The 22,209-nt window shown below is 70.0% G+C and carries 22 protein-coding genes; 13 read left to right on the top strand and 9 right to left on the bottom strand.

Annotation, left to right across the window (positions count from 1 at the left end; translation table 11 throughout):
* The first annotated feature begins 39 nt into the window (after window positions 1-39).
* On the top strand, window positions 40-1,605 hold the full coding sequence (locus HDA39_RS29850; RefSeq protein WP_184800807.1) for an FAD-binding oxidoreductase: 1,566 nt from the start codon (window positions 40-42) through the stop codon (window positions 1,603-1,605).
* On the opposite strand, the gene HDA39_RS29855 is transcribed toward HDA39_RS29850, so the two are convergent.
* Window positions 1,602-3,830, bottom strand: a complete 2,229-nt coding sequence (locus tag HDA39_RS29855; protein ID WP_184800809.1) for an outer membrane protein assembly factor BamB family protein — start codon at window positions 3,828-3,830, stop codon at window positions 1,602-1,604. The genes HDA39_RS29850 and HDA39_RS29855 overlap by 4 nt on opposite strands.
* Window positions 3,831-3,915: 85 nt before the next feature.
* On the opposite strand from HDA39_RS29855, the gene HDA39_RS29860 reads away from it, so the two are divergent.
* From HDA39_RS29860 to HDA39_RS29870, 3 genes are read left to right on the top strand one after another with little or no spacing between them, the layout of a single operon-like run.
* Complete coding sequence (locus tag HDA39_RS29860; RefSeq protein ID WP_184800811.1) at window positions 3,916-6,102, top strand: discoidin domain-containing protein; 2,187 nt, start codon at window positions 3,916-3,918, stop codon at window positions 6,100-6,102.
* 34 nt (window positions 6,103-6,136) lie between these two features.
* Window positions 6,137-6,853: an SDR family NAD(P)-dependent oxidoreductase gene (locus HDA39_RS29865; RefSeq protein ID WP_184800813.1), complete on the top strand. Its 717-nt coding sequence runs from the start codon at window positions 6,137-6,139 to the stop codon at window positions 6,851-6,853.
* Window positions 6,850-7,881 carry an S-adenosylmethionine:tRNA ribosyltransferase-isomerase gene (locus HDA39_RS29870; RefSeq protein ID WP_184800815.1) on the top strand — a complete coding sequence of 344 codons (1,032 nt, stop codon included), beginning with the start codon at window positions 6,850-6,852 and terminating at the stop codon, window positions 7,879-7,881. Before HDA39_RS29865 ends, HDA39_RS29870 begins: the two co-directional genes overlap by 4 nt.
* A gap of 10 nt (window positions 7,882-7,891) precedes the next feature.
* Here HDA39_RS29870 and HDA39_RS29875 read toward each other — a convergent pair whose 3' ends face one another.
* Window positions 7,892-8,029: a hypothetical protein gene (locus HDA39_RS29875; RefSeq protein ID WP_184800817.1), complete on the bottom strand. Its 138-nt coding sequence runs from the start codon at window positions 8,027-8,029 to the stop codon at window positions 7,892-7,894.
* 137 nt (window positions 8,030-8,166) lie between these two features.
* Complete coding sequence (locus HDA39_RS29880) at window positions 8,167-8,769, bottom strand: TetR family transcriptional regulator (protein ID WP_184800819.1); 603 nt, start codon at window positions 8,767-8,769, stop codon at window positions 8,167-8,169.
* An 86-nt stretch (window positions 8,770-8,855) separates the two neighbouring features.
* Here HDA39_RS29880 and HDA39_RS29885 point away from each other — a divergent pair, with 86 nt between their 5' ends.
* Window positions 8,856-9,257, top strand: a complete 402-nt coding sequence (locus HDA39_RS29885; RefSeq protein WP_184800821.1) for a PPOX class F420-dependent oxidoreductase — start codon at window positions 8,856-8,858, stop codon at window positions 9,255-9,257.
* Here the strand turns inward: HDA39_RS29885 and HDA39_RS29890 are convergent.
* From HDA39_RS29890 to HDA39_RS29900, 3 genes are all read right to left on the bottom strand, one after another.
* A complete protein-coding gene (locus tag HDA39_RS29890; RefSeq protein ID WP_184800823.1) occupies window positions 9,254-10,018 on the bottom strand; it encodes a sugar phosphate isomerase/epimerase family protein in 765 nt (254 codons plus the stop codon). The genes HDA39_RS29885 and HDA39_RS29890 overlap by 4 nt on opposite strands.
* A 100-nt stretch (window positions 10,019-10,118) precedes the next feature.
* Window positions 10,119-12,320, bottom strand: a complete 2,202-nt coding sequence (locus HDA39_RS29895) for a DUF4328 domain-containing protein (protein ID WP_184800825.1) — start codon at window positions 12,318-12,320, stop codon at window positions 10,119-10,121.
* A 205-nt stretch (window positions 12,321-12,525) separates the two neighbouring features.
* Window positions 12,526-13,347 carry a DUF4328 domain-containing protein gene (locus tag HDA39_RS29900; RefSeq protein ID WP_337925950.1) on the bottom strand — a complete coding sequence of 274 codons (822 nt, stop codon included), beginning with the start codon at window positions 13,345-13,347 and terminating at the stop codon, window positions 12,526-12,528.
* A 163-nt stretch (window positions 13,348-13,510) separates the two neighbouring features.
* On the opposite strand from HDA39_RS29900, the gene HDA39_RS29905 reads away from it, so the two are divergent.
* Both HDA39_RS29905 and HDA39_RS29910 read left to right on the top strand, forming a co-directional pair.
* Window positions 13,511-13,993 carry a methylated-DNA--[protein]-cysteine S-methyltransferase gene (locus HDA39_RS29905; protein ID WP_184800829.1) on the top strand — a complete coding sequence of 161 codons (483 nt, stop codon included), beginning with the start codon at window positions 13,511-13,513 and terminating at the stop codon, window positions 13,991-13,993.
* A 177-nt stretch (window positions 13,994-14,170) separates the two neighbouring features.
* Window positions 14,171-14,506: a hypothetical protein gene (locus tag HDA39_RS29910; protein WP_184800831.1), complete on the top strand. Its 336-nt coding sequence runs from the start codon at window positions 14,171-14,173 to the stop codon at window positions 14,504-14,506.
* Window positions 14,507-14,569: 63 nt separating this feature from the next.
* Here the strand turns inward: HDA39_RS29910 and HDA39_RS29915 are convergent, their stop codons facing one another.
* Window positions 14,570-15,352 (bottom strand): DUF5324 family protein, encoded by a 783-nt coding sequence (locus HDA39_RS29915; RefSeq protein WP_184800833.1) that lies wholly within the window; start codon window positions 15,350-15,352, stop codon window positions 14,570-14,572.
* A gap of 261 nt (window positions 15,353-15,613) precedes the next feature.
* On the opposite strand from HDA39_RS29915, the gene HDA39_RS29920 reads away from it, so the two are divergent.
* The 3 genes from HDA39_RS29920 to HDA39_RS29930 all read left to right on the top strand — a co-directional run bounded on the left by HDA39_RS29920 (window position 15,614) and on the right by HDA39_RS29930 (window position 17,559).
* Window positions 15,614-16,171, top strand: coding sequence for a peptidylprolyl isomerase (locus HDA39_RS29920; RefSeq protein ID WP_184800835.1), 558 nt, complete (start codon window positions 15,614-15,616; stop codon window positions 16,169-16,171).
* A gap of 117 nt (window positions 16,172-16,288) precedes the next feature.
* The gene (locus tag HDA39_RS29925) at window positions 16,289-17,026 is read left to right on the top strand and encodes a rhomboid family intramembrane serine protease (RefSeq protein WP_184800837.1); all 738 of its coding nucleotides are present in this window, start codon (window positions 16,289-16,291) and stop codon (window positions 17,024-17,026) included.
* A 122-nt stretch (window positions 17,027-17,148) separates the two neighbouring features.
* The gene (locus HDA39_RS29930) at window positions 17,149-17,559 is read left to right on the top strand and encodes a hypothetical protein (RefSeq protein ID WP_184800839.1); all 411 of its coding nucleotides are present in this window, start codon (window positions 17,149-17,151) and stop codon (window positions 17,557-17,559) included.
* Here the strand turns inward: HDA39_RS29930 and HDA39_RS29935 are convergent.
* Window positions 17,556-18,116, bottom strand: coding sequence for a TetR/AcrR family transcriptional regulator (locus HDA39_RS29935; RefSeq protein WP_184800841.1), 561 nt, complete (start codon window positions 18,114-18,116; stop codon window positions 17,556-17,558). The genes HDA39_RS29930 and HDA39_RS29935 overlap by 4 nt on opposite strands.
* 85 nt (window positions 18,117-18,201) lie before the next feature.
* Here HDA39_RS29935 and HDA39_RS29940 point away from each other — a divergent pair, with 85 nt between their 5' ends.
* The 3 genes from HDA39_RS29940 (at window position 18,202) to HDA39_RS29950 (ending at window position 21,099) form a co-directional block, all read left to right on the top strand.
* Window positions 18,202-19,332 (top strand): FAD-dependent oxidoreductase, encoded by a 1,131-nt coding sequence (locus HDA39_RS29940; protein WP_184800843.1) that lies wholly within the window; start codon window positions 18,202-18,204, stop codon window positions 19,330-19,332.
* Between the two features lie 102 nt (window positions 19,333-19,434).
* Window positions 19,435-19,728: a hypothetical protein gene (locus HDA39_RS29945; RefSeq protein ID WP_184800845.1), complete on the top strand. Its 294-nt coding sequence runs from the start codon at window positions 19,435-19,437 to the stop codon at window positions 19,726-19,728.
* A gap of 72 nt (window positions 19,729-19,800) precedes the next feature.
* Entirely contained in the window at window positions 19,801-21,099 is a 1,299-nt protein-coding gene (locus tag HDA39_RS29950; RefSeq protein ID WP_184800847.1) for a M14 family zinc carboxypeptidase, read from the top strand.
* Here HDA39_RS29950 and HDA39_RS29955 read toward each other — a convergent pair.
* Complete coding sequence (locus HDA39_RS29955; protein WP_184800849.1) at window positions 21,096-22,097, bottom strand: LacI family DNA-binding transcriptional regulator; 1,002 nt, start codon at window positions 22,095-22,097, stop codon at window positions 21,096-21,098. The two genes, HDA39_RS29950 and HDA39_RS29955, sit on opposite strands and share 4 nt — an antisense overlap.
* Window positions 22,098-22,209: the final 112 nt, after the last annotated feature.

The following is a 22,209-nucleotide window of genomic DNA, read 5'->3' on the forward strand; positions in this document are numbered from 1 at the left end:
CGGACGGTACCTCCCGAACCCACCGATGGGGAGTGCCGCATGACCGAGTCCGACCTGCCGGTGGTGCAACTCACGCCCGGCCGCTGGGGCGACCCCGCCCAGACGGTCGAGGTCCCGGAAGCAGCACTCGCGGCGCTGAAGCATCTGGGAGTACGCCGTACCGGTGTAGCTGTAGAGGCGGAGCAAGTAGTAGACGGCGAAGCCCCGGGGGCTTTGGTCGAGTTACTCGGTGTCGAGCATGTGAAGGTCGACTCAGACAGCCGGTGGGCGCATACCCGTGGTTACTCAACGCCTGATCTGCTGCGGGCCCGGGCGGGCGATCGGGCGGACATGCCGGAGGCTGTTCTCTTCCCGGGGTCGCACGAGGATGTGCTGGGCGTCCTGCGGGTCTGTTCGGAGCTGGGACTGGCGGTGGTGCCCTACGCGGGTGGGACGTCTGTGGTGGGTGGGCTGGCGCCGAGCAGGTCTTTTGTTGCGATGGATCTGCGGCGGCTGGATCAGGTCGACGAGTTGGACGAGATCTCGCGGACGGTGCGACTGGGGGCTGGGCTCCGAGGGACGGCGGCTGAGGCGGCGCTGAAGGACGAGGGCTACACGCTCGGGCACTTCCCGCAGTCCTACGAGGGCGCCTCGATCGGTGGGTACGCGGCGACGCGGTCGAGTGGGCAGTCGTCGGCCGGGTACGGGCGGTTCGACCAGATGGTGGTCGGGGTGACGGTCGCGACGCCGCGCGGAACGGTCGAGCTCGGCCGGGCGCCGATGTCCGCGGCGGGTCCCGATCTGCGGCAGCTCTGGCTCGGGTCGGAGGGAGCGCTCGGGATCATCACCTCGGTGGTGGTGCGGATCCGGCCGCGGCCGGTCGAGCGGTTCTTCGAGGGCTGGCGGTTCGGGAGCTTCGCGCAGGGCCTGGACGCGATCCGCCGGCTCGCGCAGGACGGGCCGTTGCCGACCGTGCTGCGGCTGTCCGACGAGGCCGAGACAGCGGTGAACCTGGCCGATCCCGAGGTGCTCGGTGGGGCGAGCGGCGTACAGGCGATCGTCGGGTTCGAGGGCACGGCGACCGCCGTACGACGTGCTGCTGTGGCCGAGGTGCTCGTGGACGCGGGCGGCGAGCCGTTGGGCGAGGAAGCGGGTGAGACCTGGCGCAAGGGCCGCTACCGCGCGCCGTACCTGCGGGATCCGCTGCTCGACGAGGGCGCGCTGGTGGAGACCTTGGAGACGGCCGGGTTCTGGTCGAAGCTCCCCGCGCTCAAGGCGGCCGTGACGGATGCGCTGGTGAAGTCGCTCGGTGATCAAGGCACGCCGCCGCTGGTGCTCTGCCACGTGTCGCACGTGTACGAGACGGGCGCGTCGCTCTACTTCACTGTCGTCTGCGCGCAGGCCGAGGACCCGATCGGGCAGTGGCGGCAGGCGAAGACAGCAGCCAGTACGGCGATCGCCGCGGCCGGTGGGACGATCACGCACCACCACGGCGTCGGGACCGATCACCGCGACGCGTACGCCGCCGAGATCGGCCCGCTGGCGATCGAGAGCCTGCAGGCGGTCAAGCGAGTGCTCGACCCGAACAACGTCCTCAGCCCAGGAATCCTGCTCCCGGAGAACTAGCGCAGAGCGATCACGGTGTCCTCGCCGGAGACCAGGAGCTGGTTGCCCAGGGCATGGATTCCCCGGCGGCACTCGACCTCGTCCGGCAGCGCGACCCGCCGCTGGCCGGTCGAGGTGAGGACAGTGAGGTCGCAGCCGTGCGTGGTCTCCCGGACCGAGACGACGCGCGCGTCGCCGGTGATCGTGGACCGGACACTGAGATCGCCCGGCACCGTGCGCTGCCAGGCGAGGTTCCCGGTCTGGGCGTCGAGCACCGTCGCCACCACCGCGCTCTGCTTCGCGGCCTTCGACGGGCAGTTCAGCAGGACCACCTGCCGCCCGGCCGCGGCGACCTTGCTGTCGCAGGCCCAGGTGGTCGGCAGGTCCCAGCGCCACTTGACCTCACCGGTCCGCGCCTCGATCGCGACCAGTACTCCTGGCGACCCTTCACGGTTCTCCAGTACGACGACCAGCCCGTCGAACACCAGCCGCGTCACGCCCTGCCAGTCCGCCGGCCGCGACCACAGCTGCTTGCCGGTCTCGAGGTCCAGCGCGGTCAGCTCGTCCGGCTTCCCTCCGCAACTGTGGCCGAGGAACGTCACCACGGTGTCCGCCGTCGCGGTCGCGCCGATGCTGGTGCAGCGCCCGGGCTCGAAGGTCCAGCGGTCCTTCCCGTCAGCGTCCAGCCCGCGCAACTTGTCGGACCCCTTCGAGACCTGCTTCCCGGTCAGCAGCGGGTCCGCGTTCTCGATCGAGTGGTCCCGGGTGCTCGAGCGCGGCCAGCCGGGCGTACGACGTCCGGTCGCGGCGTCGAGCATCAGGTAGCCGAAGTCGTCGAAGTCCGCGAGCAGCAGCTGGCCGTCGCCCGCGGCGTACAGCCTCGGCCGTGCGGCGGTGTCGGACCGGCTGTAGCGCCAGCGCACCTCGCCCGACCCCGGGTCGAGCATCTCGACCGTGCCGGTCTGCCGCGAGATCGCGATGCCGTGCCGGGTCGCCACCGCGTCGGACACCGCGTCCGCGCGCAGTGAGGTCGTCGGGCTGACCCAGGCGATCCGTCCGCCCAGTTCGGACCGCGGCGCCTGGACCTCGGGTGCCGTCGTACCGGTGATCTGCTCGTTCGCCTGCAGCAGGTAGCTTCGCCCGACCGGGTCGGCGACGAACACGGTGGCGGCCACCACGGCAGCGGCCGCCAACAGGGCGGCAACCAACTGTCCACGGTTGCGCGCGGGAAGCGGTGCGGTCAGGGTGCTCGCGGCCAAGGCGGCGAGACCGCCGATCAGCAGCAGGCCCAGGCTGATGATCACCAGCGGCACCCGTCCACCGGGACCGTTCGACGGTGTCCGGTCCGGGATCAGCAGAACCGCGATCACCAGGCCGGCCACCGCAGCAGTGCTGAACACCCCGGCGAGCACCCGCGCCCGACGATTGTTGCTGCGGGCAATCTTCTGGAGCAGGAAGACCGAGGCCAGCGCGACCAGGTTGAGCACCCAGGCCGGCCACGCGGACCCGCCGTCAGCGCCGGACTGCCACGAGCTACCGGTCGCCCCGAATGAGGCAGCGGCGGCGAGCAGTGGGCTGATCACGGCGACGCCGACCAGCGCCGCGCGTTGCCAACCACGCCAGGGCGCCGGGATCTCACCGTCCAGGACCTCCAGTTCCCTGGCGAGATTCGCGCGCGCGGCCGCGGCGTACCGGTCCCGGCCGAGTTGTGTCCGGAAGATCGGTCCGTCGAGCAGTCGTTGCACGAGGGCGTGCCGCAGTTTGATCGCCGTACTGCGGTCGGGGGCGTCGCGCCGTACTTCCACGGCGTGCGTCGCGTAGTTGGGTCCGGCGGCGGTCGCGTTGACGGCGTCGAGCAGGACGTAGGCGTTCGGGTCGGACAGGTCGTCGGACCATGGAGGCGGCGTACCGGTCAGGCGGATCAGGCGGGCGACCTCGGCGGTCCGCGCCGCGGTCACGTGGTACGACGGCAGCTCCTGCTCGGCCAGCACCGCCGAGGCCTCGGCGTCCGACTGCCCGCCCGGCTCGTGGACGGCCCGGTGGAACCAAGCGGCGAGGTAGACCGCCGTCGGATCGGTGCTGAGCTGGTCCAGCGTGCCGAGTGCGTCGAGGACCCGGTGCAGGTACTGATCGCGGTAGGCGCGCCGGTCGTCCGCGCGGTAGCGCGCGGCCAGGTCGTCGGCCAGCACGGCCGCGCCCGGGATGAGGTCGTTCCAGCGCTCACGTAACCCCGTCACTCGCGACATAGTGACAGCTAGCGGTGTCTGTAGGTATTTTGCGGGAACACGTCAAGAAATTTCCTTCTCCTGACCGCCCCAAGGAAGGTTCGCGATGTCCGCCCCCAGACACTTCGCCGCGCTCGCTGTCGCCTCGACAGCTCTGGCCGGCCTCGGCCTGTCCCCCGCGGCAGCCTCCCCGACCGCCGTCCAGGCCGTCGGCGCGACACTCCCCTTCACCATCGTCGAGGCCGAGAGCTCGGCCACCAACGGCAGCAGGATCGGCCCGAGCTACGCCCAGGGCACGCTCGCCGCCGAGGCCTCGAACCGGCAGGCCGTCACGCTCAACGGCGGCCAGTACGTCGAGTTCACCGCACCGGCCACCACCAACGCGATCACCGTCGCGTACGCCGTTCCGGACGGCCGGTCCGGCACCCTGTCGGTCTACGTGGACGGCCAGAAGCTGTCCCAGCAACTCGCCGTGACCTCGAAGTACAGCTACGTCGACACGAGCTGGATCGCCGGTTCGCGCACCCACAAGCTCTACGACCACGCCCGGCTCCAGCTCGGCCGGACCGTGAACGCCGGCGCGAAGATCAAGCTGCAGGTCGACGGCGAGAACACCGCCGGCCCGTACACGATCGACGACGTCGAGTTCGAGAACGTCGCCGGCCCGGCCGGTCAGCCGGGTGGCTCGATCTCGATCACCGACCGCGGCGCGGACCCGAACGGCAACAGCGACTCCACCGGCGCCATCCAGCAGGCGATCGACGCCGCCCGCGGCTCCGGCGGCGTGGTCTGGATCCCGGTCGGCCGGTTCAAGGTCGGCGGCACGATCAACCCCGACGGCGTGACGATCCGCGGCGCCGGGCGCTGGCACTCGGTGCTGCTCAGCCACCACCTGATCGACCGCCCGAACGGCGGCGGCAACGTGAAGCTGCACGACTTCGCGGTGATCGGCGAGGTGACCGAGCGCAACGACAACTCGCCGGACAACTTCGTCAACGGCAGTCTCGGCCCGAACTCGGTGGTCTCCGGGCTGTGGCTGCAGCACCTCAAGGTCGGCTTGTGGCTGACCGGCAACAACGACAACCTGGTGGTCGAGAACAACCGGTTCTACGACATGACCGCCGACGGCCTGAACCTGAACGGGACCGCGAACAACGCGCAGATCCGGAACAACTACCTGCGCAACCAGGGCGACGACGCACTCGCCGCCTGGTCGCTGCACGCGGCCAACCGCGGCTCCACCTTCGCCAACAACACGATCGTGCAGCCGAACCTGGCGAACGGCATCGCGATCTACGGCGGCACCGACATGACGGTCCGGGACAACCTGATCGCCGACACCAACGCGCTCGGCGGCGGGATCGCGATCTCGAACCAGTCGTTCGGCTCGCCGTTCTTCCCGCTCGCGGGCACGATCAACGTCTCCGGCAACACGCTGATCCGGACCGGCGCGATGAACCCCAACTGGGGCCAGAACCACCCGCACGGCGCCATCCGCGTGGACGCGTACGACAGTCAGATCAACGCGCAGGTCCGGCTGACAAATAACCGGTTGGTTGCTAGTCCGTGGTCGGCGTACCAGTTCGTGGACGGTGGTGGCGCCGGGCGGCCGGTGCAGAACGTGACCGTGGACGGCGGTTCGATCGAGGGGGCCGGGACGTTCGCGTTCCAGGCCGAGACGACCGGATCGGCGTCGATCAGCAACGTCCAGGCCAGTGGCGTCGGCCGGGCCGGCGTCTACAACTGCGCGTACCCCGGTGGCACGTTCGCGCTGAACCGCGGTTCCGGCAGCAGTGGTTGGGACTCGACGTGGAGCGGCTGCGCCTGGGTCGCGCCCGGCACGGGTGGCGGGACCGATCCCGGGACGCCGACCGGCAATCTTGCCGCGGGCAAGCAGATCACGGCGACCAGTCAGGTACAGAACTACGTGCCGGCCAACACGGTCGACGGAAACGCCAACAGCTACTGGGAAAGCGCGAACAACGCGTGGCCGCAGTCGATCACCGTCGACCTCGGCAGCAACCAGACCGTCAAGCGGCTGGTGCTGAAGCTGCCGCCGAGCTCGGCCTGGGGCACCCGCACCCAGACCATCGCGGTGCTCGGCAGCACCACCAACTCGTCGTACACGCAGCTTGCCGGTGCGGCCGGTCGCACCTTCGACCCGGGCTCTGGCAACACTGCGACGATCACGCTGCCGAGTGCCGTCAGCACGCGCTACGTCCGGCTCACCGTCACCGGTAACACCGGGTGGCCGGCGGGCCAGTTGTCGGAGTACGAGATCTACAGCTCTTGACCTCAAGTTGACTTGAGGTAACACAGTAACCGGCATGACTCCTTCGCAGAATCGTCCTGTTGCTGTTGTCACCGGAGCGTCGGCCGGCCTCGGGCTGGCGCTCGCGCAGGGGCTCGCCGAGCGTGGATGGTCGCTGATCATCGACGCTCGGGGAGCCGACGCGCTCAAGGACGCGGCCGACCAGTTGGCCGCCAAGACCGACGTCGTCCCGCTGGCCGGCGACGTCACCGACGCCGAGCACCGCGCCGATCTGGTGGACGCGGTCGGCGAACTCGGCCGGCTCGATCTCCTGGTCAACAACGCGAGCTACCTCGGCCCGAGTCCGCTGCAGCCGTTGGCCGCCGCCGATCTCGACGAGCTGCGCCGGGTGTACGAGGTCGACGTGATCGCGCCGATCGCACTGGCCCAGGCGCTGATTCCCGAACTGGGCAAAGCGAACGGGATCGTGCTGAACGTCAGCTCCGACGCGGCCGTCGAGGCCTACGAAGGCTGGGGCGGCTACGGATCGGCGAAGGCGGCGCTCGATCACGCGAGTGCCGTACTGGCGGCCGAGCATCCCGGGCTCGCCGTGTACGCCGTGGATCCGGGCGACCTGCGGACCGCGATGCACCAGGCGGCCTTCCCGGGTGAGGACATCTCGGACCGGCCGGAGCCGGCGGCCGTCGTACCGGCGCTGCTCGCGTTGCTGGACAGCCGGCCGGCGAGCGGTCGCTACCGGGCGTCCGAGTTCGCACCGGCGGAGGCGTCGTGAAAGTCCATCCACAGACGAGATTCACGCTGCCCGACGAACTGAACGCCGTCGAGCCGCCGGAGGCCCGAGGTCTGGCGCGGGACCAGGTGAAGCTGCTGGTCGCGGAGGGGTCGACCGTGCGGCACACCCGGTTCGACCGGATCGGTGAGCACCTGCGGCCGGGCGACCTGCTGCTGGTGAACACCTCCGGCACGCTGGCCGCCGCTGTCGACGGCTCGTGGATCACCGGCTCGGGAGTAGCGCCTGTGGTGGTGCACTTCTCGACCGCGCTCGACGACGGCACCTGGGTGATCGAGCTGCGCAACGGTGGCTCACCGATGCTCGGCGGCGCGATCGGTGATCAGGTGGAGTTGCCGGACGGCGTACTGACTTTGCTGGCGCCGTACCAGGAAGGCTCGACGCGGCTGTGGCGAGCAGATCCGCCGGCGGCCGATGTGGTCGAGTACCTGCGCAAGCACGGGCGGCCGATCAGCTACAAGTACGTCGACCGGCAGTGGCCGCTCGCGCTGTACCAGACCGTGTTCGCCAACCAGCCTGGTTCGGCGGAGATGCCCAGTGCCGGCAGGCCGTTCAGCTTCGAGCTGGTCAGTCAGCTGGCGGCATCCGGCGTACTGATCGCGCCGATCCTCTTGCACTGTGGGGTTTCGTCGCTGGAGAGCCACGAGCCGCCACTGCCCGAGCGGTACGCCGTGCCGGAGCACACCGCGCGGCTGGTCAACTGGGTGAAGGCGAACGGCGGCCGGGTGATCGCCGTCGGTACCACGGCCGTCCGCGCGATCGAGTCGAGCGCCCTGCCGAGCGGATCGGTGCTGGCGTCGAGCGGCTGGACCGATCTGGTCCTCGGACCCGACCGGCCCGCGTCGGTCGTCGACGGGCTGATCACCGGCATGCACGCACCCGAGGCGTCCCACCTGCTCCTGCTGGAGTCCGTCGTCGGTGGTCCTGTCGTCCAGCAGGCGTACGACGCGGCGCTGCGGCAGCACTACCTGTGGCACGAGTTCGGCGACGTGTGCCTGATGCTGCGCTGACCGGGCCGCCTCAGTTCTTGTCCACCTCGACCGGCTCCTTGGTCTCCTCCCGCTGCCCGACCTCGGTCAGGTCAGCGGCGGGCTCCGTGGCCGGCGGTCCGCCCTCGTTGCCCGGCCGGGCCCGCTTGTCCACGGCCCGCGGACTCATCCGACCCACCACCGCACGCTGGTAGCACTCATCGCGAATGTCCTTACCTGCAAGGTCCCCCGTCGGGACTTCACTCGTTTGACGAACGAACAGTGCCCGTCGTCATGCGCGATGACAGACTGAATCAGAATTGTGGCCTAGGCCGTTGAGTTCTCGCCATAGCCGTGGAGAAACGCGTGCACGCCGGAGCGCACCGTCTCGGCCACCTCCTCGTCGAGGGTCCGGGAGCGGTACGCCGGGTCGGTGCCGCTGATCAGGGCCGAGAAGTGCAGGGCGGCGCGGAGCGGGTCCTCGAGGGTCAGCAGGCCGTCGGCGGCGAAGGCTTCGAAGCGGGCAGCGAGCGCACGGCGTACGGCGAGCGGGCCGGTCTGCTGCCAGGTCTCGATCACCTCGGCCGGGATGTGTCCGCCCTCGGCGTTGATCTGCCGGACCAGGGCCGAGTGTTCGACGTGGTCCGGGACCGGCGTACGCCAGGCGATGCCGAAGGCGACCAGGTCCTCCTCCAGATCGCCGATCGTGCCCAGGTAGCGGTCGATCAGGGCGAGCTGCGCGGCGGCGACCCCGGCCGCGCTGGTCTCGATCACGGCGGCGAACAGTCCGGCCTTGTCCCCGAAGTGGTTGTAGATCGTCCGGGTCGAGACCCGCGCCGCGGCGGCGATCACGTCGATGCTCGCCCGGGTGTAGCCGTCGCGGGCGAAGACCGTCCGGGCGCCGGCCAGCACCGCCGTGCGTTTGTCCACGGTCTCCTCCAGGAATACAACGCCCGTTGTACTTGTTACAACGATCGTTGTACCTTAACCCGACACCTTCTTGAGGAGAATCCCCGATGTCCTTCACCCCGGAAGAGCTCGCCTATCTCGAGTCCCAGCCGCTGGCCCGCCTCGCCACCGTCGATCTCGACGGTCAGCCGGACGTCGTCCCGGTCGGCCTGGAGTACGACGGCACCTACTTCTACATCGGTGGGCACAGTCCCGAGCGCACCCGCAAGGTGCTGAACGTCCGGGACGGCAACCAGCAGATCGCGCTGGTGGTCGACGACCTGGTGTCCCACGACCCCTGGTCGCCGCGCTTCGTCCGGATCTACGGCACCGCCGAGGTGATCGAGCGCGAAGGACAGTTCGGCGCCGGCACCTACCTGCGGATCACGCCGACGGTGAGCTGGAGCTGGCACCTCGACGGCCGCGCGGTCGAAGAGGCGCCGCACGCTCCCCGTCGTACTGAGCACTAACGGTTGATCCAGGCGAGCGTCGCGGGTAGGGCCTCCGACAGCGGCGGCAGGTCGGGGTGCCACTTGAGCTCCCACTCCAGCGAGAGCGGGTAGTCCGTGCCGTCGAGCGCGGTCAGCAGCTCGCCGATCGGGTAGTCGCCGGCGCCCATCGCGACCGGCTTGTACTCCCGCTGCGAGTCGTGGTCCTTGATCTGGACGAACTCGAGCCACGGCCGCAGCAGCGCGAGCGACTCGGCCGGCGTCTCCCCGGTCCGCCGGGTGTGCGCGGCGTCCCAGATCACCCGCGCGTCGTGGGCCGGGACCTCACGGTCGAGCAGCGCGCAGAAGGCGGCGATGCTCCGGCCCGACGAGTGCGTGTCGTGGGTCTCGAGCAGCACGCTGACCTCGGTCCCCGACCGTGCGACCCGGTCCATCGCCCGCAGCTCGCCGGGGGTCGGCTCGCCGGTGGCGTCCGGGTCGTCGCGCATGAACGCCCGGACGCCGCGCGCGCCGAGGTCGTGCGCCAGCTCCAGGTGCTCGGCGAGCGGCTGCTCCTCGACGCCGCACAGGTGCACGTAGCTGTCGACGGCGAGGATCTCCAGGCCGGCGTCCTCGATCCGGCCACGCAGCGTACGGCGTTCGGCCGGGGTCAGTCCGACGTGGGTGAACTCTTCGTCGGCGGCCCGCAGTTCCAGGCCGGAGATCTTGTTCGCGTGGGCGAGTTCCAGGACGGTGTCGAGCGGTGCGCCGGCGCAGCCGAGCGTGGAGAAGGCCAGGGTCATGTCACCCGAGCTTACCGTGCAAACGCTTTCCGCACAGGACGGAGAAGAGGCCTGATCCCGGGGGGTGGGATCAGGCCTCTTCGGGAGGGCCGGGGCCGGATCAGGTCCAGCGGCGGCGGGGGTGCGTCCGCGGCGCGGTGTGCTCGCCGGTGTCCTCGTCGGCCGGGGCCGGGGGCGGAGTGGCGGCCGGCGGCTCGGCGGGCTCGTACGAGTACGGCGCCTGCTGGTACTGCGACTCGGCCGGCTGGGAGTAGTCGGTCGCGCTGTAGTCCGTCGACGAGTAGTTGCCGTTGTCGTAGGACTCGGGCGCGTAGTTCGGGCTGTAGTCGTAGGTCGAGTCGGAGTAGCTGCTCTGCGCCGGCGAGCTGTAGGAGTCGTAGGTCGAGCTGTACGACTCGTACGTCGGCTCGGCCGGCTGCTGCGGCGCGTAGGAGGAGCTGTAGTCCGAGTAGGTCGACTCGGTGTACGACGAGCTGTAGTCCGGGGTGTACGCCGTCTCGTAGCTCGACGGGACCGCCGGGGCGTCGTACGCCGCGTAGGTCGGCTCCGGCGCGTAGCTCGGCTCGGGGGTGTAGGCGGCGGGCTCCGGCGTGTACGTCGGCTCCGGCCCGTACGACGGCACCGAGGGCAGCGGCTTCGACGGCGTGAGGTAGTCGTCGGTGTCCGCCTGGTAGGTGGGCTCCTGCGGTGTTGGTTGCTGGAAGGCAGGCTCGGTGGGCTGAACCGCCGACGGGCTGTCCACCGCGACCCGAGCGGCCCGGCGACCGGCGCGCGCAACAGGTGCCGGCTCGGGCTCCGGCTCGGGCGCGGGGATCGGTGCCGACGACGTCAGGTAGTCGGACGAGGTCTCGTAGGAGGAGTAGCCCTGCGCGTACGTCGACGACCAGGACGGCTCCGGCTCGGCGACCGGGGTCGGCTCGGGCTGGTACGAATACGGGTCGGGCTGCGCGGCGGTCAGCGGCGGCGGGGCGACCGTCTCGGCCTGCCAGCTCGGCAGCGGGGCCGACAGCAGGTCGTCCCCGGTGGAGCTGTAGCTGGTGCCGGCCCAGCTCGGCGACTCCAGACCCGCAGCGGTCTGCTGGTACGACGGGGTGGCCTCCTCGACCGGGCCCGGCTCGTCCCGCCAGGTCTCGACCGGGCTGAACTGCTCGGTCGCCGGGCCGGACTCCTGCCAGCTCTCCGCCACCGGGGCGAACGGGCTCCAGGCCGGAGCCTCTTCTTCAGCCGGTGCGGGCGCGAACGGCGAGCCGGTGGCTCCGCCGCTCACCGCCTCGGCAGCCAGTCCACCGGCCGCGGCCGCGCCGAACGGGCTCGCACCGGATCCACCACCGAAGGTCGTCTCGGTCGCCGCTGGAGCGCTGAACGGGCTGGCGGTCGTGGAGCCGCCACCGAAGGTCGTCTCGTTGGCGTACTGCGTCGGAGGCTGCTGGTTGTAGCCGGTGCGGCGCTCCGGGGAGCGCTCGAGCCGCAGCGCCGGGGCGGTCGCGATCGGCTCGGCGATCGGCTGCTGCTCGGAGGTGTCGTCGTCGGCGTACGTCGGGACGGCGGTCAGCTTCGGCTCGCGCTGGTCCCACCACGGGACCCACTCGCGGCCGGCCTGCATCGCGTTGATCTTGCGGATCACCAGCATCCCGCCGACCGCGGCGGCCGCGGTCAGCAGCAGCGACGCGGTCCCGGCCAGCGCGATTCCGCGCAGGGTGCCGACGGTCGGGGCCATCCACATCAGGAACCGGCGCACCACGATGTCGAACGCGAGCGCGCCGACCCAGGCGATCCACCACACCTGGGTCAGGAGCGGCGGCCTGAACCGGCGCAGGTCGTCGGCGTACACGGGGGTCTTCGGATCGCTGGCCAGCCAGACGTCGTCGACGATCTGCTTGGGGTACCAGAGGTTGGGGCCGGGGCAGAACCAGCTGGCCAGCACCCAGCCGTGGCTGCGGCGGTGGTCGGCCTGGCAGAACACCTCGGAGTTGACCCGGGCGCGCCACAGCCAGATCACGAAGACCACGGCGGCCGCGACCGAGACGATCACGTTCGGGATCGAGGTGAGCCGGGCGATCGTGTCGGCCCGGTTCAGGATCGCCATGTCGACGTCGGCGCCGTCGCCGAGGAACTGGCTGACCGCGTTGTAGGTGTTCCAGTCCGACCACGTGACCACCAGATGGGTCAGGGTGGAGGCGAACAGCAGAGCGGTCGCGATCTTGCCGACGGTGCCGACCTGCTGGAACTCCTCAGCAGCATGTGGCTGCCACTCGTCGTGGGTATCGGCAGCGGAAAAGACCGCCGTTTGCGGGTGGCTCACGTCGTGCGTCCCTCGCGTTGCTGGAACTCCGTCTGTTCGGCGTCTCGGTCGAATCCTGCCCCCGCGTGACCGAGCCCCATTGATACCACGAAGTAAGTACCCGTGTGGAGTCGAGCCCAGCACGGAGGGTATCGACTTAACGAGTTCTTTTCCTACGCCCATCACCACTTGTAACGACGCAGTGGACGGTCCGTGACGGGTTGCTTTACGGCGCAGGGTTCCCGTGCGCCCACCACGGCGTCCACGGGCGCTGGGTCTGCAGGTCGTTGATCCGCCGGATCAGGATCATCGCCAGCACCGCCGCGGCCGTCGTACTGACCGCGGAGACGGTCGACAGCCAGGCGTTCTCGCGCAGCTCGCCGAGCTGGGGTGCGCCGTCGAGGACGCTGCGCTGGCCGACGTTGTCGAGCACCAGGCCGACCACCCAGGTCAGCCACCAGGCCCAGACCAGCCGGGTGCCCGGGATGCCGCGGAGAGTCGGCAGGTGCGGCGGCGTCCGGGGGTCGCTGGCCGCGACGATGTCGTCGACGACCTGCTTGGGGTACCAGAGGTTCACCACGGGGACGATCCAGCCGCCGAGCACCCAGCCGCGGGTGTAGCGGTGCTCGCCGCGGCAGAACATCTCGGCGTTCCAGCGGACCCGCCACAGCCAGACGATGAAGACCACGGCCGAGGTGAACAGCGCGAGCGCGGCGATGATGCCGAACAGCCCGGAGATCAGGTCGGCGTCGTCCATCCGGTCCGCGTCGCCGGCGTACAGGCGCAGGGTCCGGTAGGAGTTCCAGTCCGACCAGGCGGTGGCCCAGCTCATCACCGTGACCGCGCCGATCAGGACCGAGGCCGCCAGGCCCATCGCGTGCTCCGCGGTGAACCACCGGTCCAACGGAGGGGACGGCGGCCGCTTCGGCAGCAGGTGCGCGCCGCCGGCTTCCGGTACGCCGTACTGCGGGTACGTCGGCGGAGTGGCGGAACGGTACGTGCCCGGCAGGTACCTCGGGAGGTCGGAGCCAGGGGTCTGGTCGGTCACGGACAACCCCTCGCTGCCGGTCGGGAAGAGAGCGACTCAGAAATAGCACACACAGGGTGACGAATCCAGAACCTTGTGTGCCCGTCGTCACCCGCCGCATCCATTGTGCCGCCTGGACGGCGGGACCCGGAAAAGTGTCGGTGCCGGGGTGGAGGATGGGTTCATGCGCTGGTCCGTTGTCGGTTCGCCCATCGGTGACCTGTCCCTGGCCGTCGACGACACCGGGGTGTGCCGGGTGACGTTCGGCGTCGTCGACGGCATCGAGCCGGTCACCGTGCCCGACCCGCTGCTGGTCGAGGCCCACGAGCAGGTGAAGGCGTACTTCGCCGGCGAGCGGACCGACTTCGACCTGCCGCTGTCGGTGCGTGGCGGCTCCACCTTCGAGCGCGCGGTCTGGCAGCAGCTGCTGCGCATCCCGTACGGCGAGATGCAGACCTACGGCGACGTCGCCAAAGCCGTCGGCGACGCGGGTGCGGCCCGGGCCGTCGGCGTCGCCTGCAACCGCAACCCGTTGCCGCTCGTCGTGCCCTGTCACCGGGTGGTCGGCGCGGGCGGCAAGATGGTCGGTTTCGGCGGTGGGATCCCCCGTAAACGGCACCTGCTGGAGCTCGAGGCCAGGGTCGCGTTCGAGAACCTCTGGAGCTGACCGGCGACCCCGCCGGGAACCTGACGAAACCCTTACTCGGGAGTACTGCCGGGCAGTGGCAGGAGTCGGCCTCCCAGCGGCTAGTGTCGCTGCGAGCGATCAGACTGACACGCTTCAGACAGCCGTTCCAGCCTGGTCCGGTCGTGCCCCGCCCCGACCTCAGCCCGGAGACGAAAGATGACCCAGTCCCCTGCCGATCCGCCGGTCACCACCGGCGACTCACTCCACCCGGACCTGCACGCGTTGATGGACAAGAGTGCCGAGGAGTGGTCGGCGCCGGAGATCCAGAACGCGGCGCGCGAGGCGCTCCAGCTGCACGCCCCGGACCGGGAGCCGCTGACCAAGACGAAACGGTTCGGCGTCCTGCCGTGGATCCACCGCAACGACGCCGTCTGCGTGCACTGCGGAGCTACCTACCCGTGCATCACCCACCGGTACGCGACGCAACTGCTGTCGGCCGGCCGGATCTCCACCACCTCGGGCCGCGACGAGCACGAGGACGACGACGACTGAAGCAGCGAAAACCAGAAGGGCCACAGACTGTCGAGTCTGTGGCCCTTCTGTTTGTCGCTGCGATCAGGAGTCGGTCGGCTTGGTGTCCGGCTTGCGCGCCGACGTCGTGGTCTTCTTGGCCGTCCCGTTCGACGACGCCTTCGGAGCCTCGTCCGCCTTGGCGTCCGCGGACTCCTCGGTCTTGCCGTTCGAGGTGGCCGTCTCCGCCTTCGGCGCGGCCGGCTTGTCGGCGGCCGACTTGTCAGCGGCCGGGGCCGGGCGCGACGTCGTACCGGCCGGGGCCGAGCTGTAGTCGCGGCCGCTGGTCGGAGTCGACTGCCAGGCCGGCTCCGGCGGGGTCAGCAGCTTGCGGACGGCGGCGGCCGCCAGCGCGCCGAAGCCGAGCAGCAGCGCGAAGTTGCGCAGCTTGTGGCTCTTCTTCGGGACCTCGAGCTCGCCCCGCAGCGCGGCCTTGGTGGCCTTGCCCCGGCGCGACGTCTCCTCGACCACCGGCTCCGCGGCCGCGGCCAGGGCCGCCAGCGCCGCGGTCACCTTCGGCATCAGGTCGTCGTTGATCCGCTCGCGCGCCTTCTCGGCGGCGTGCTCGGTGGCCGGGCCGACCTTGCTCAGCGCGTCGTCGATCACCGGCTGGGCCTTCTCCACCGCGGTGTGCGCGATCGAGGCGCCGCGCTCGACGGCCTTCTCGGCGTACGGCGACACCTTCTCCCGTGCGGTGCCCACGGCCGGTCCGAGGTGGTCACGGACCTGGCCCGCACCCGCACCGACCTTGTGCGACGCCGTCTCGGCGAGCGGCCGGACCCGGTCCTTCGCGGTCTCGACCCGGCCCTTGGACTTCAACAAACCCACGGTTCCTCCTCGGTGGTCGCCCGTGTCACGGGCTCGGTCCGGCCCAGCGACGGAGTGGGACGACCTGTACGGCTTCTGGACAAATCCGGCTGCATCTGCATCGTACGACGTACCCAGCCGATAAACCGGCCGCCCCGGCGACCCGGCGATCGGCAAACGTTGTCCACAGCCTGTGGACGGATCCCGGGCCGGGTTCCCGGCCGGTCGGTGGCCGCCGACTTGAACCTCCGTGACAGGATCGAGGGCGTCAGTTGTTATTCGATGAGGAGTACTCCCGTGGCCGAAGAACTGTTCGCGACCCTGCAGACGACCAAGGGCGACGTCGTCATCAAACTGTTCCCCAACGAGGCGCCGAAGACGGTGAAGAACTTCGTCGGCCTCGCGGACGGTACCCAGGAGTGGACCGACCCGGAGACCGGTGAGAAGAAGAACGAGCGCTTCTACGACGGTCTGGGCTTCCACCGGGTGATCTCCGGCTTCATGATCCAGGGCGGCTGCCCGCTCGGCACCGGCACCGGTTCGCCGGGCTACGCCTTCGACGACGAGATCCACCCGGACCTGCAGTTCGACCGCCCGTACCTGCTGGCGATGGCGAACGCCGGCATCCAGTTCGGCCGCGGCACCAACGGTTCGCAGTTCTTCGTCACCGTCGTGCCGACCCCGCACCTGAACCGCAAGCACACGATCTTCGGCGAGGTCGCCGACGACGCGTCGCGCAAGGTCGTCGACGAGATCGCGACCGTGAAGACCAAGGGCGCCGACCAGCCGGTCGAGCCGGTCGTGATCAACAGCGTGAAGATCGAGACCCGCACCAACTGAACCACCGCGGTACCCGCAGGACTTTCTCCACCGGACGGCCGATCTCAACGGATCGGCCGTTCGTGACTCCAGCGACCTCCGAGTGACGTTCCACAGCTCCGCCGAGAGGATCAGCCCGTGACCGAGACCGTCTGCTACCGGCACCCGGATCGGCCCACCGGGGTGCGCTGCCAGCGCTGCGACAAGCCGATCTGCCCGTCCTGCATGAACACCGCGTCGGTCGGCTTCCAGTGCCCGGACTGCTTCAACGAGGGCGTGAAGTCGATCCCGAAGACCCGGACGTCGCTCGGCGGTGTCGCTCGCGGCAACACCCAGGTCGTCACGCTGACGCTGCTGGCGATCAACGTGCTGGTCTTCATCGCGATCCGCTCCAGCAGCAGCCGGCTGGTGAACGACCTGGTCCTGGTCCCGGCGCTGGTCGACACCGAGCCGTGGCGGCTGCTGACGTCGGCGTTCGCGCACGTGCAGATCTTCCACATCTTCTCGAACCTGTTCATGCTCTACCAGGTCGGTCCGCCGCTGGAGCAGATGCTCGGCCGCGTGCGGTTCATCCTGCTGTACTTCCTGTCCGCGCTCGGCGGTGGTGTCGCGGTCTGGATCCTCGGCAACCCGCTCGGCGCCACGCTCGGCGCGTCCGGCGCCGTGCTCGGCCTGGTCGGCGCGCTCCTGGTGATCAGCCGGGCCCGCGGCATGGACGTCACCTGGATCCTCGCGTACGTCGCGATCACCGCGGTGATCTCCTTCACCTTCCCGAACATCAGCTGGGAGGGCCACCTCGGCGGCTTCGTCGTCGGCGCGGCCGTCGCCTGGCTCTTCCTGCAGGAGACCAAGCGACGCCGTCGATCACGGACCTGAGGTCCTACCACCGGTTGATGGTTGATATCCCACTCCAAGCTGACGTTTCGAGCGGGTTTCTACCGATAACTTCTGGGAACTGACCACCAACCGGTGGCCGCCGCCCGAAGTTCGGAGTCTTGATGAAGTACCGCAGAACCCTGGGGATCGCTGTCGCCACCGTCGCGCTGGGCATGGTCAGCGTGCCGCAGGCCTTCGCCGCCGATCACTCGATGGAGACCAAGGACACGATGTTCCCCGGGGAGGATGCCGCCGGGAGGATGGAGTTCACCGAGCACGGCGACATCGTCAAGGTGTGCGACACCGACGCCGACGGGGACGCGGCGTACTTGACCGTCTTCGACGGGAGCAGGGACGGCCCGAAGCTCTACTGGATCCGCGCCGGTGGCGAGGGCAACTGCACGACGGTGCGCGCCAGCATGGGCGGGAAGTACAACCTGCCCGAGCACAACATCCACTTCCTGATCTGCCGGGGTGACGACCAGCTGCACGCCGGCTACTGCAACGGCGCCACCTGGCACAACGACAACTAGGGCACGTCGCGACCGGGGGCGGTGGCGGTCAGGTACCGCTGGACCGTGGGACCCATCCAGGCGACCACCGCCGCCCGGGGCAGCTCGGCCATCGGCCCCAGTTTCAGGACGTACCTGCACAGGCCGAGGCCCAGGGTCTGGGAGGCGACCAGGCCGGCCCGGACTTCGGGGTCGTCGGCGAGGCCGGCCGCGGCGATCGCCAGTTGGCCGGTGAAGATCTCGCGCATCCGGTCGGCGGCGGCCTCGTTGGTGACGGCCGCGCGGAGCAGAGCCTGCAGGGTGTCGTCCTCCTCCCAGCGGCGGAGGAAGTGGTCGACCAGGGCCGCCCCGAGAGACTCCCGCGGCAGGGTCGACAGGTCCGGGAGGCGCAGGTCGAAGTCGGCGGCCGCCGCGAAGAGCTTCTCCTTGCTGCCGAAGTGGCGCATCACCAGCGCGGGATCGGTCGCGGCGTCGGCGGCGATCGAGCGGATGGTGGCGCGCTCGTAGCCGTCGGCGGCGAAGCGTTCGCGGGCCGCGCCGAGGATCGCGGCCTTGGTCTGGTCGCCGGAACGTCGCATACCGGCAGCCTAGGTCAACACCTGTTGACTTGACCAGCGGAGCGTCGTACCGTCGAAGTCAACAAGCGTTGACCAGGAGGCGGAGATGACGGATGTCGTAGTGGTCGGAGCCGGGCCGGCCGGACTGGCGGTCGGCGTCGTGCTGGCCGGCGCGGGGTGCGAGGTCGTGGTGATCGACAAGCTCGCCGAGGGCGCCAACACCTCGCGGGCGGCTGTCGTGCACGCCCGGACGCTGGAGGTGCTCGAGCGGATCGGCGTCAGCGATCGGTTGGTGGAGCTCGGCGTACCGGCCGGGCGGTTCAGCATCCGCGACGGCGGGCGCGAGCTGATCGGCGTACCGTTCGGCGGGCTGCCGACCAGGTACCCGTACACCTTGATGATCCCGCAGGACCTCACCGAGAAGGTGCTGGTCGAGCGGTTCGAGGATCTCGGTGGCAAGGTCCGCCGTCCCTGCGAGGCGACCGGGATCACCCAGTACGACGACCACGCGGTCGTCACCCTCGACACCGGCGAGACGATCACCGCCCGGTACGTCGTCGCGGCCGACGGCATGCACAGCCGGATCCGCGACCTCGCCGGTCTCGGCGACGACACCACCGAGACGCTGGCCCTGAACTTCAGCCTCGCCGACGTGTGGGTGGACGGCGGCCTGACCACCGAAGAGGTGCGCCTCTACCTGGCAACCCAGGGCGTGCTGGTGGTGGCTCCCCTGCCGAACGGCTCGTTCCGGCTGGTCGCCGAGGTCGACCAGGCGCCCGAGCAGGTCGACATCGCCTACGCCCAGCAGCTCCTCGACAACCGAGGGCCACGCGCAGTCAAGGTCACCGAGGTGATCTGGGGTTCCCGCTTCAGGATCCACGAGCGGGTCGCCGCCTCCTACCTGAACGGACGCGTGGTGCTGGCCGGCGACTCCGCCCACACCCACAGCCCCGCGGGCGGCCAGGGGATGAACCTAGGCCTCCGCGACGCGATCACGCTCGGCGAAGCGTTGTCCACAGCCCTCAACACAGGCGACGAGACACCCCTCACCCAGTACGCCGTAGAAGCCCGCGCCGAAGCCCTCGACGTCGTCTCGCTCGCGCACCGCTTGACCCGGATCGCGACGATTCCCACCGCCCTCCGCCCGGCCCGCAATCTGGTCCTCCGCCTGCTGGGCCGCCTCCCGGCCGTCCGGCGAGGGTTGGCCGTGCGCTTGTCGGCCATCAGGTCCGACTGAGCGAGGGTTTTCCCGTCCGCTCTGCGAAATGCCTTCCGCGACCAACGGTCGGCCCTTACCCTCCAGTTACCCAACGTTGTGAACTCACTACTGGAGGTCACCGTGTCCCATCCCGCCCGATGGAAACGACTGGTCCCCCTGGCACTCGCGGCCGCGCTCGCGGTGGGTGCCGGAGGGCAGGTGCAGGCGGCTGCTCCGCCGGACCCGAAGGCCGAGGCCTACGCGAACGACGAGCTGGTCCAGCTGCTCCGGGTGAACACCCCGACCGCCGCCGACAAGCAGCGACTGAGCACGCTCGACCTCGACCTGGCCGAGTCGGCCGGGAAGAGCTTTGTCGATGTAGTTGCTTACGGCAACCATGATCGCCGGCTGCTGCAGCTGGCCGGCCTGACCTAGTCGACGCTGGAGGACGACCTCCAGGGCGCCGACCGCGAGCGCGAGGCCGCCGACGCGGCGTACGCGAAAGCCGTGCGGAACAAGGCGATCGCGGCCACGCTGCCGAGCGGCCGGACGGCGTACCGGCAGCTGGCCGACTACACCAGCGACATGGCCGCGCTCGCCACCCAGTACCCGACGAAGGTCAAGCAGTTCACGCTGAAGAACAACTCGCTGGAGAACCGCGCGATCCGCGGCATCGAGGTCACCCGCGACGTCAACGTCAGCAACGGCAAGCCCGTCTTCCTCATGCTCGGCCTGCACCACGCGCGCGAGTGGCCGTCGGGCGAGCTGACGCTGGAGTTCGCGTACGACCTGCTGAAGAACGACGGCGTCGACCCGCGGATCACGAACATCCTCGACAAGGCCCGCGTCGTCTTCGTGCCCGTGGTCAACCCGGACGGCTTCAACCTCAGCCGCACCCTCGGCTACGAGCTGAAGCGGAAGAACTGCCGGATCACCAACGGCCAGCTCCCGACCGCCGGCCAGTGCGCGCAGTCGGCCAACCGCTCCCGCGGCACCGACCTGAACCGCAACTACTCCGGCTTCTGGGGCGGACCGGGCGCGTCCAGCAGCCTGACCTCGGAGACCTACCGCGGCGCGAGTGCGTTCAGCGAGCCCGAGTCGCGCAACGTCCAGGCGTTCGTCTCCGCGCACCAGGTGACCACGCTGATCACCAACCACACCTACTCGAACCTGGTCCTCCGCGAGCCCGGGTACGCCGGTGCCGGCCCCACTCCGGACGAGAGCATCTACAAGGCACTCGGTGACCAGATGGCCGCGCAGAACGGGTACGACAGCCAGTTCAGCTACGAGCTGTACGACACCACCGGCACCACCGAGGACTGGTCGTACTACGCGACCGGCGGTCTCGGCTTCACCTTCGAGCACGGGGCGAACAGCTTCCACCCGGCGTTCTCGAACGTCGTGAACTACTACTTCGGCACCGGCAGTACGGCGGGCAAGGGCAACCGCTCGGCCTTCCTGCTCGCGGCCGAGTCCACCATCAACCCGGCCCGGCACTCGATCGTCACCGGCTCGGGCCCGGCCGGCGCGGTACTCCGGCTGAAGAAGTCGTTCACCACCAAGACCTGGAACGGCACGCAGCTGCCCGACGTACTGGACTCCACGATGGTGGTCCCGGCCGGCGGCACCTACACCTGGCACACCAACCCGTCGACCCGGCCGACCGTCGTCCAGCAGGGCGGCACCGAGTCGTGGACGCTGACCTGTGAACGCCCGTCCGGTCAGGTCCTGGAGACCCGGCAGGTCACGGTCGCCCGCGGCGCGAGCGTGACGGCGAACCTGACGACCTGCGCGGCCGGCTTCTAGCTCGAGGTCGACTCCCGGATCGTCAACGTGTGCGGCACGGTGAGGTCGCGGCGCGCGGCCTCACCGTTGCCGGCGATCCGGTCGAGCAGCAGCTCGACGGCGTGGTCGGCGAGCCATTCCATGTCCGGCGCGATCGTGGTCAGCGACGGCGAGTGGTACCGGCCGTCCTCGATGTCGTCGAAACCGACCACGGCGACGTCGTCCGGCACCGACAAGCCGGCGTCGGCGAGCGTCCGCAGGGCTCCGAGGGCCAGCAGGTCGTTGAAGCAGAACACCGCGTCCGGCGGCTCCGGCAGCGCGAGCAGCTCGCGCATCGAGGCGGCGCCGTCCTCGCGGTGGTATCCGGTCCCGGCCAGCTCCAGCGCCGGGTCGTGCGCGATCCCGGCGGCCTTCAAGGCCTTCCGGTAACCGCGACGGCGGACCGATCCGGTGCCCGCGCCCCCACCGACCCCGATCGCGGCGATCCGCCGCCGGCCGAGCGAGATCAGGTGCGTCGTCGCGTCGTACGACGCCTGGACCGAGTCGACCGCGACCCGGTCGAGCCGGCCGCCGGCGTCGCGCTCGCCGAGCAGCACGATCGGCTTGGCCGTCTCGGTCTCGCCGATCCGGGCCGGCGAGGTGGTGATCGGGGAGAAGATGATGCCGTCGATCAGCTGGCCGCGCATCCCGTCCAGGACCAGCTTCTCGGCCGCCGCCTCGCCCTCGGTCTGGTCGATCAGCACGGTGATCCCGCGCTTCTTGGCCGCCCGGGAGATCGCCGCGCCGAGCTCGGCGAAGTACGGCGACGCCATCTCGGGGATCGCCAGCGCGATGAAGTCCGAGCGGCCCTTGCGCAGCGACCGGGCGCTGACGTTCGGCCGGTAGTCGAGCTCCTCGATCGCCGCCTGGACCTTGGCCCGGGTCTGCGAGGTGATGTGCGGGTAGTCGTTGATGACGTTCGACACCGTCTTCACCGAGACGCCGGCCCGTGCCGCCACGTCGCTCAGCCTCGTCACCATCGTGGTCCCTTCCCCTGCTCGCTCGGCCAGAGTCTGTCACGGCCGTTCCGCAGACCGGACCAGCCCGTGAGTGGTCAGCTCTTGCCAGCGGATGTCAATCGTTGTAAAAATC

Source organism: Kribbella italica, from assembly GCF_014205135.1.
In the GTDB taxonomy this organism is placed as follows: domain Bacteria; phylum Actinomycetota; class Actinomycetes; order Propionibacteriales; family Kribbellaceae; genus Kribbella; species Kribbella italica.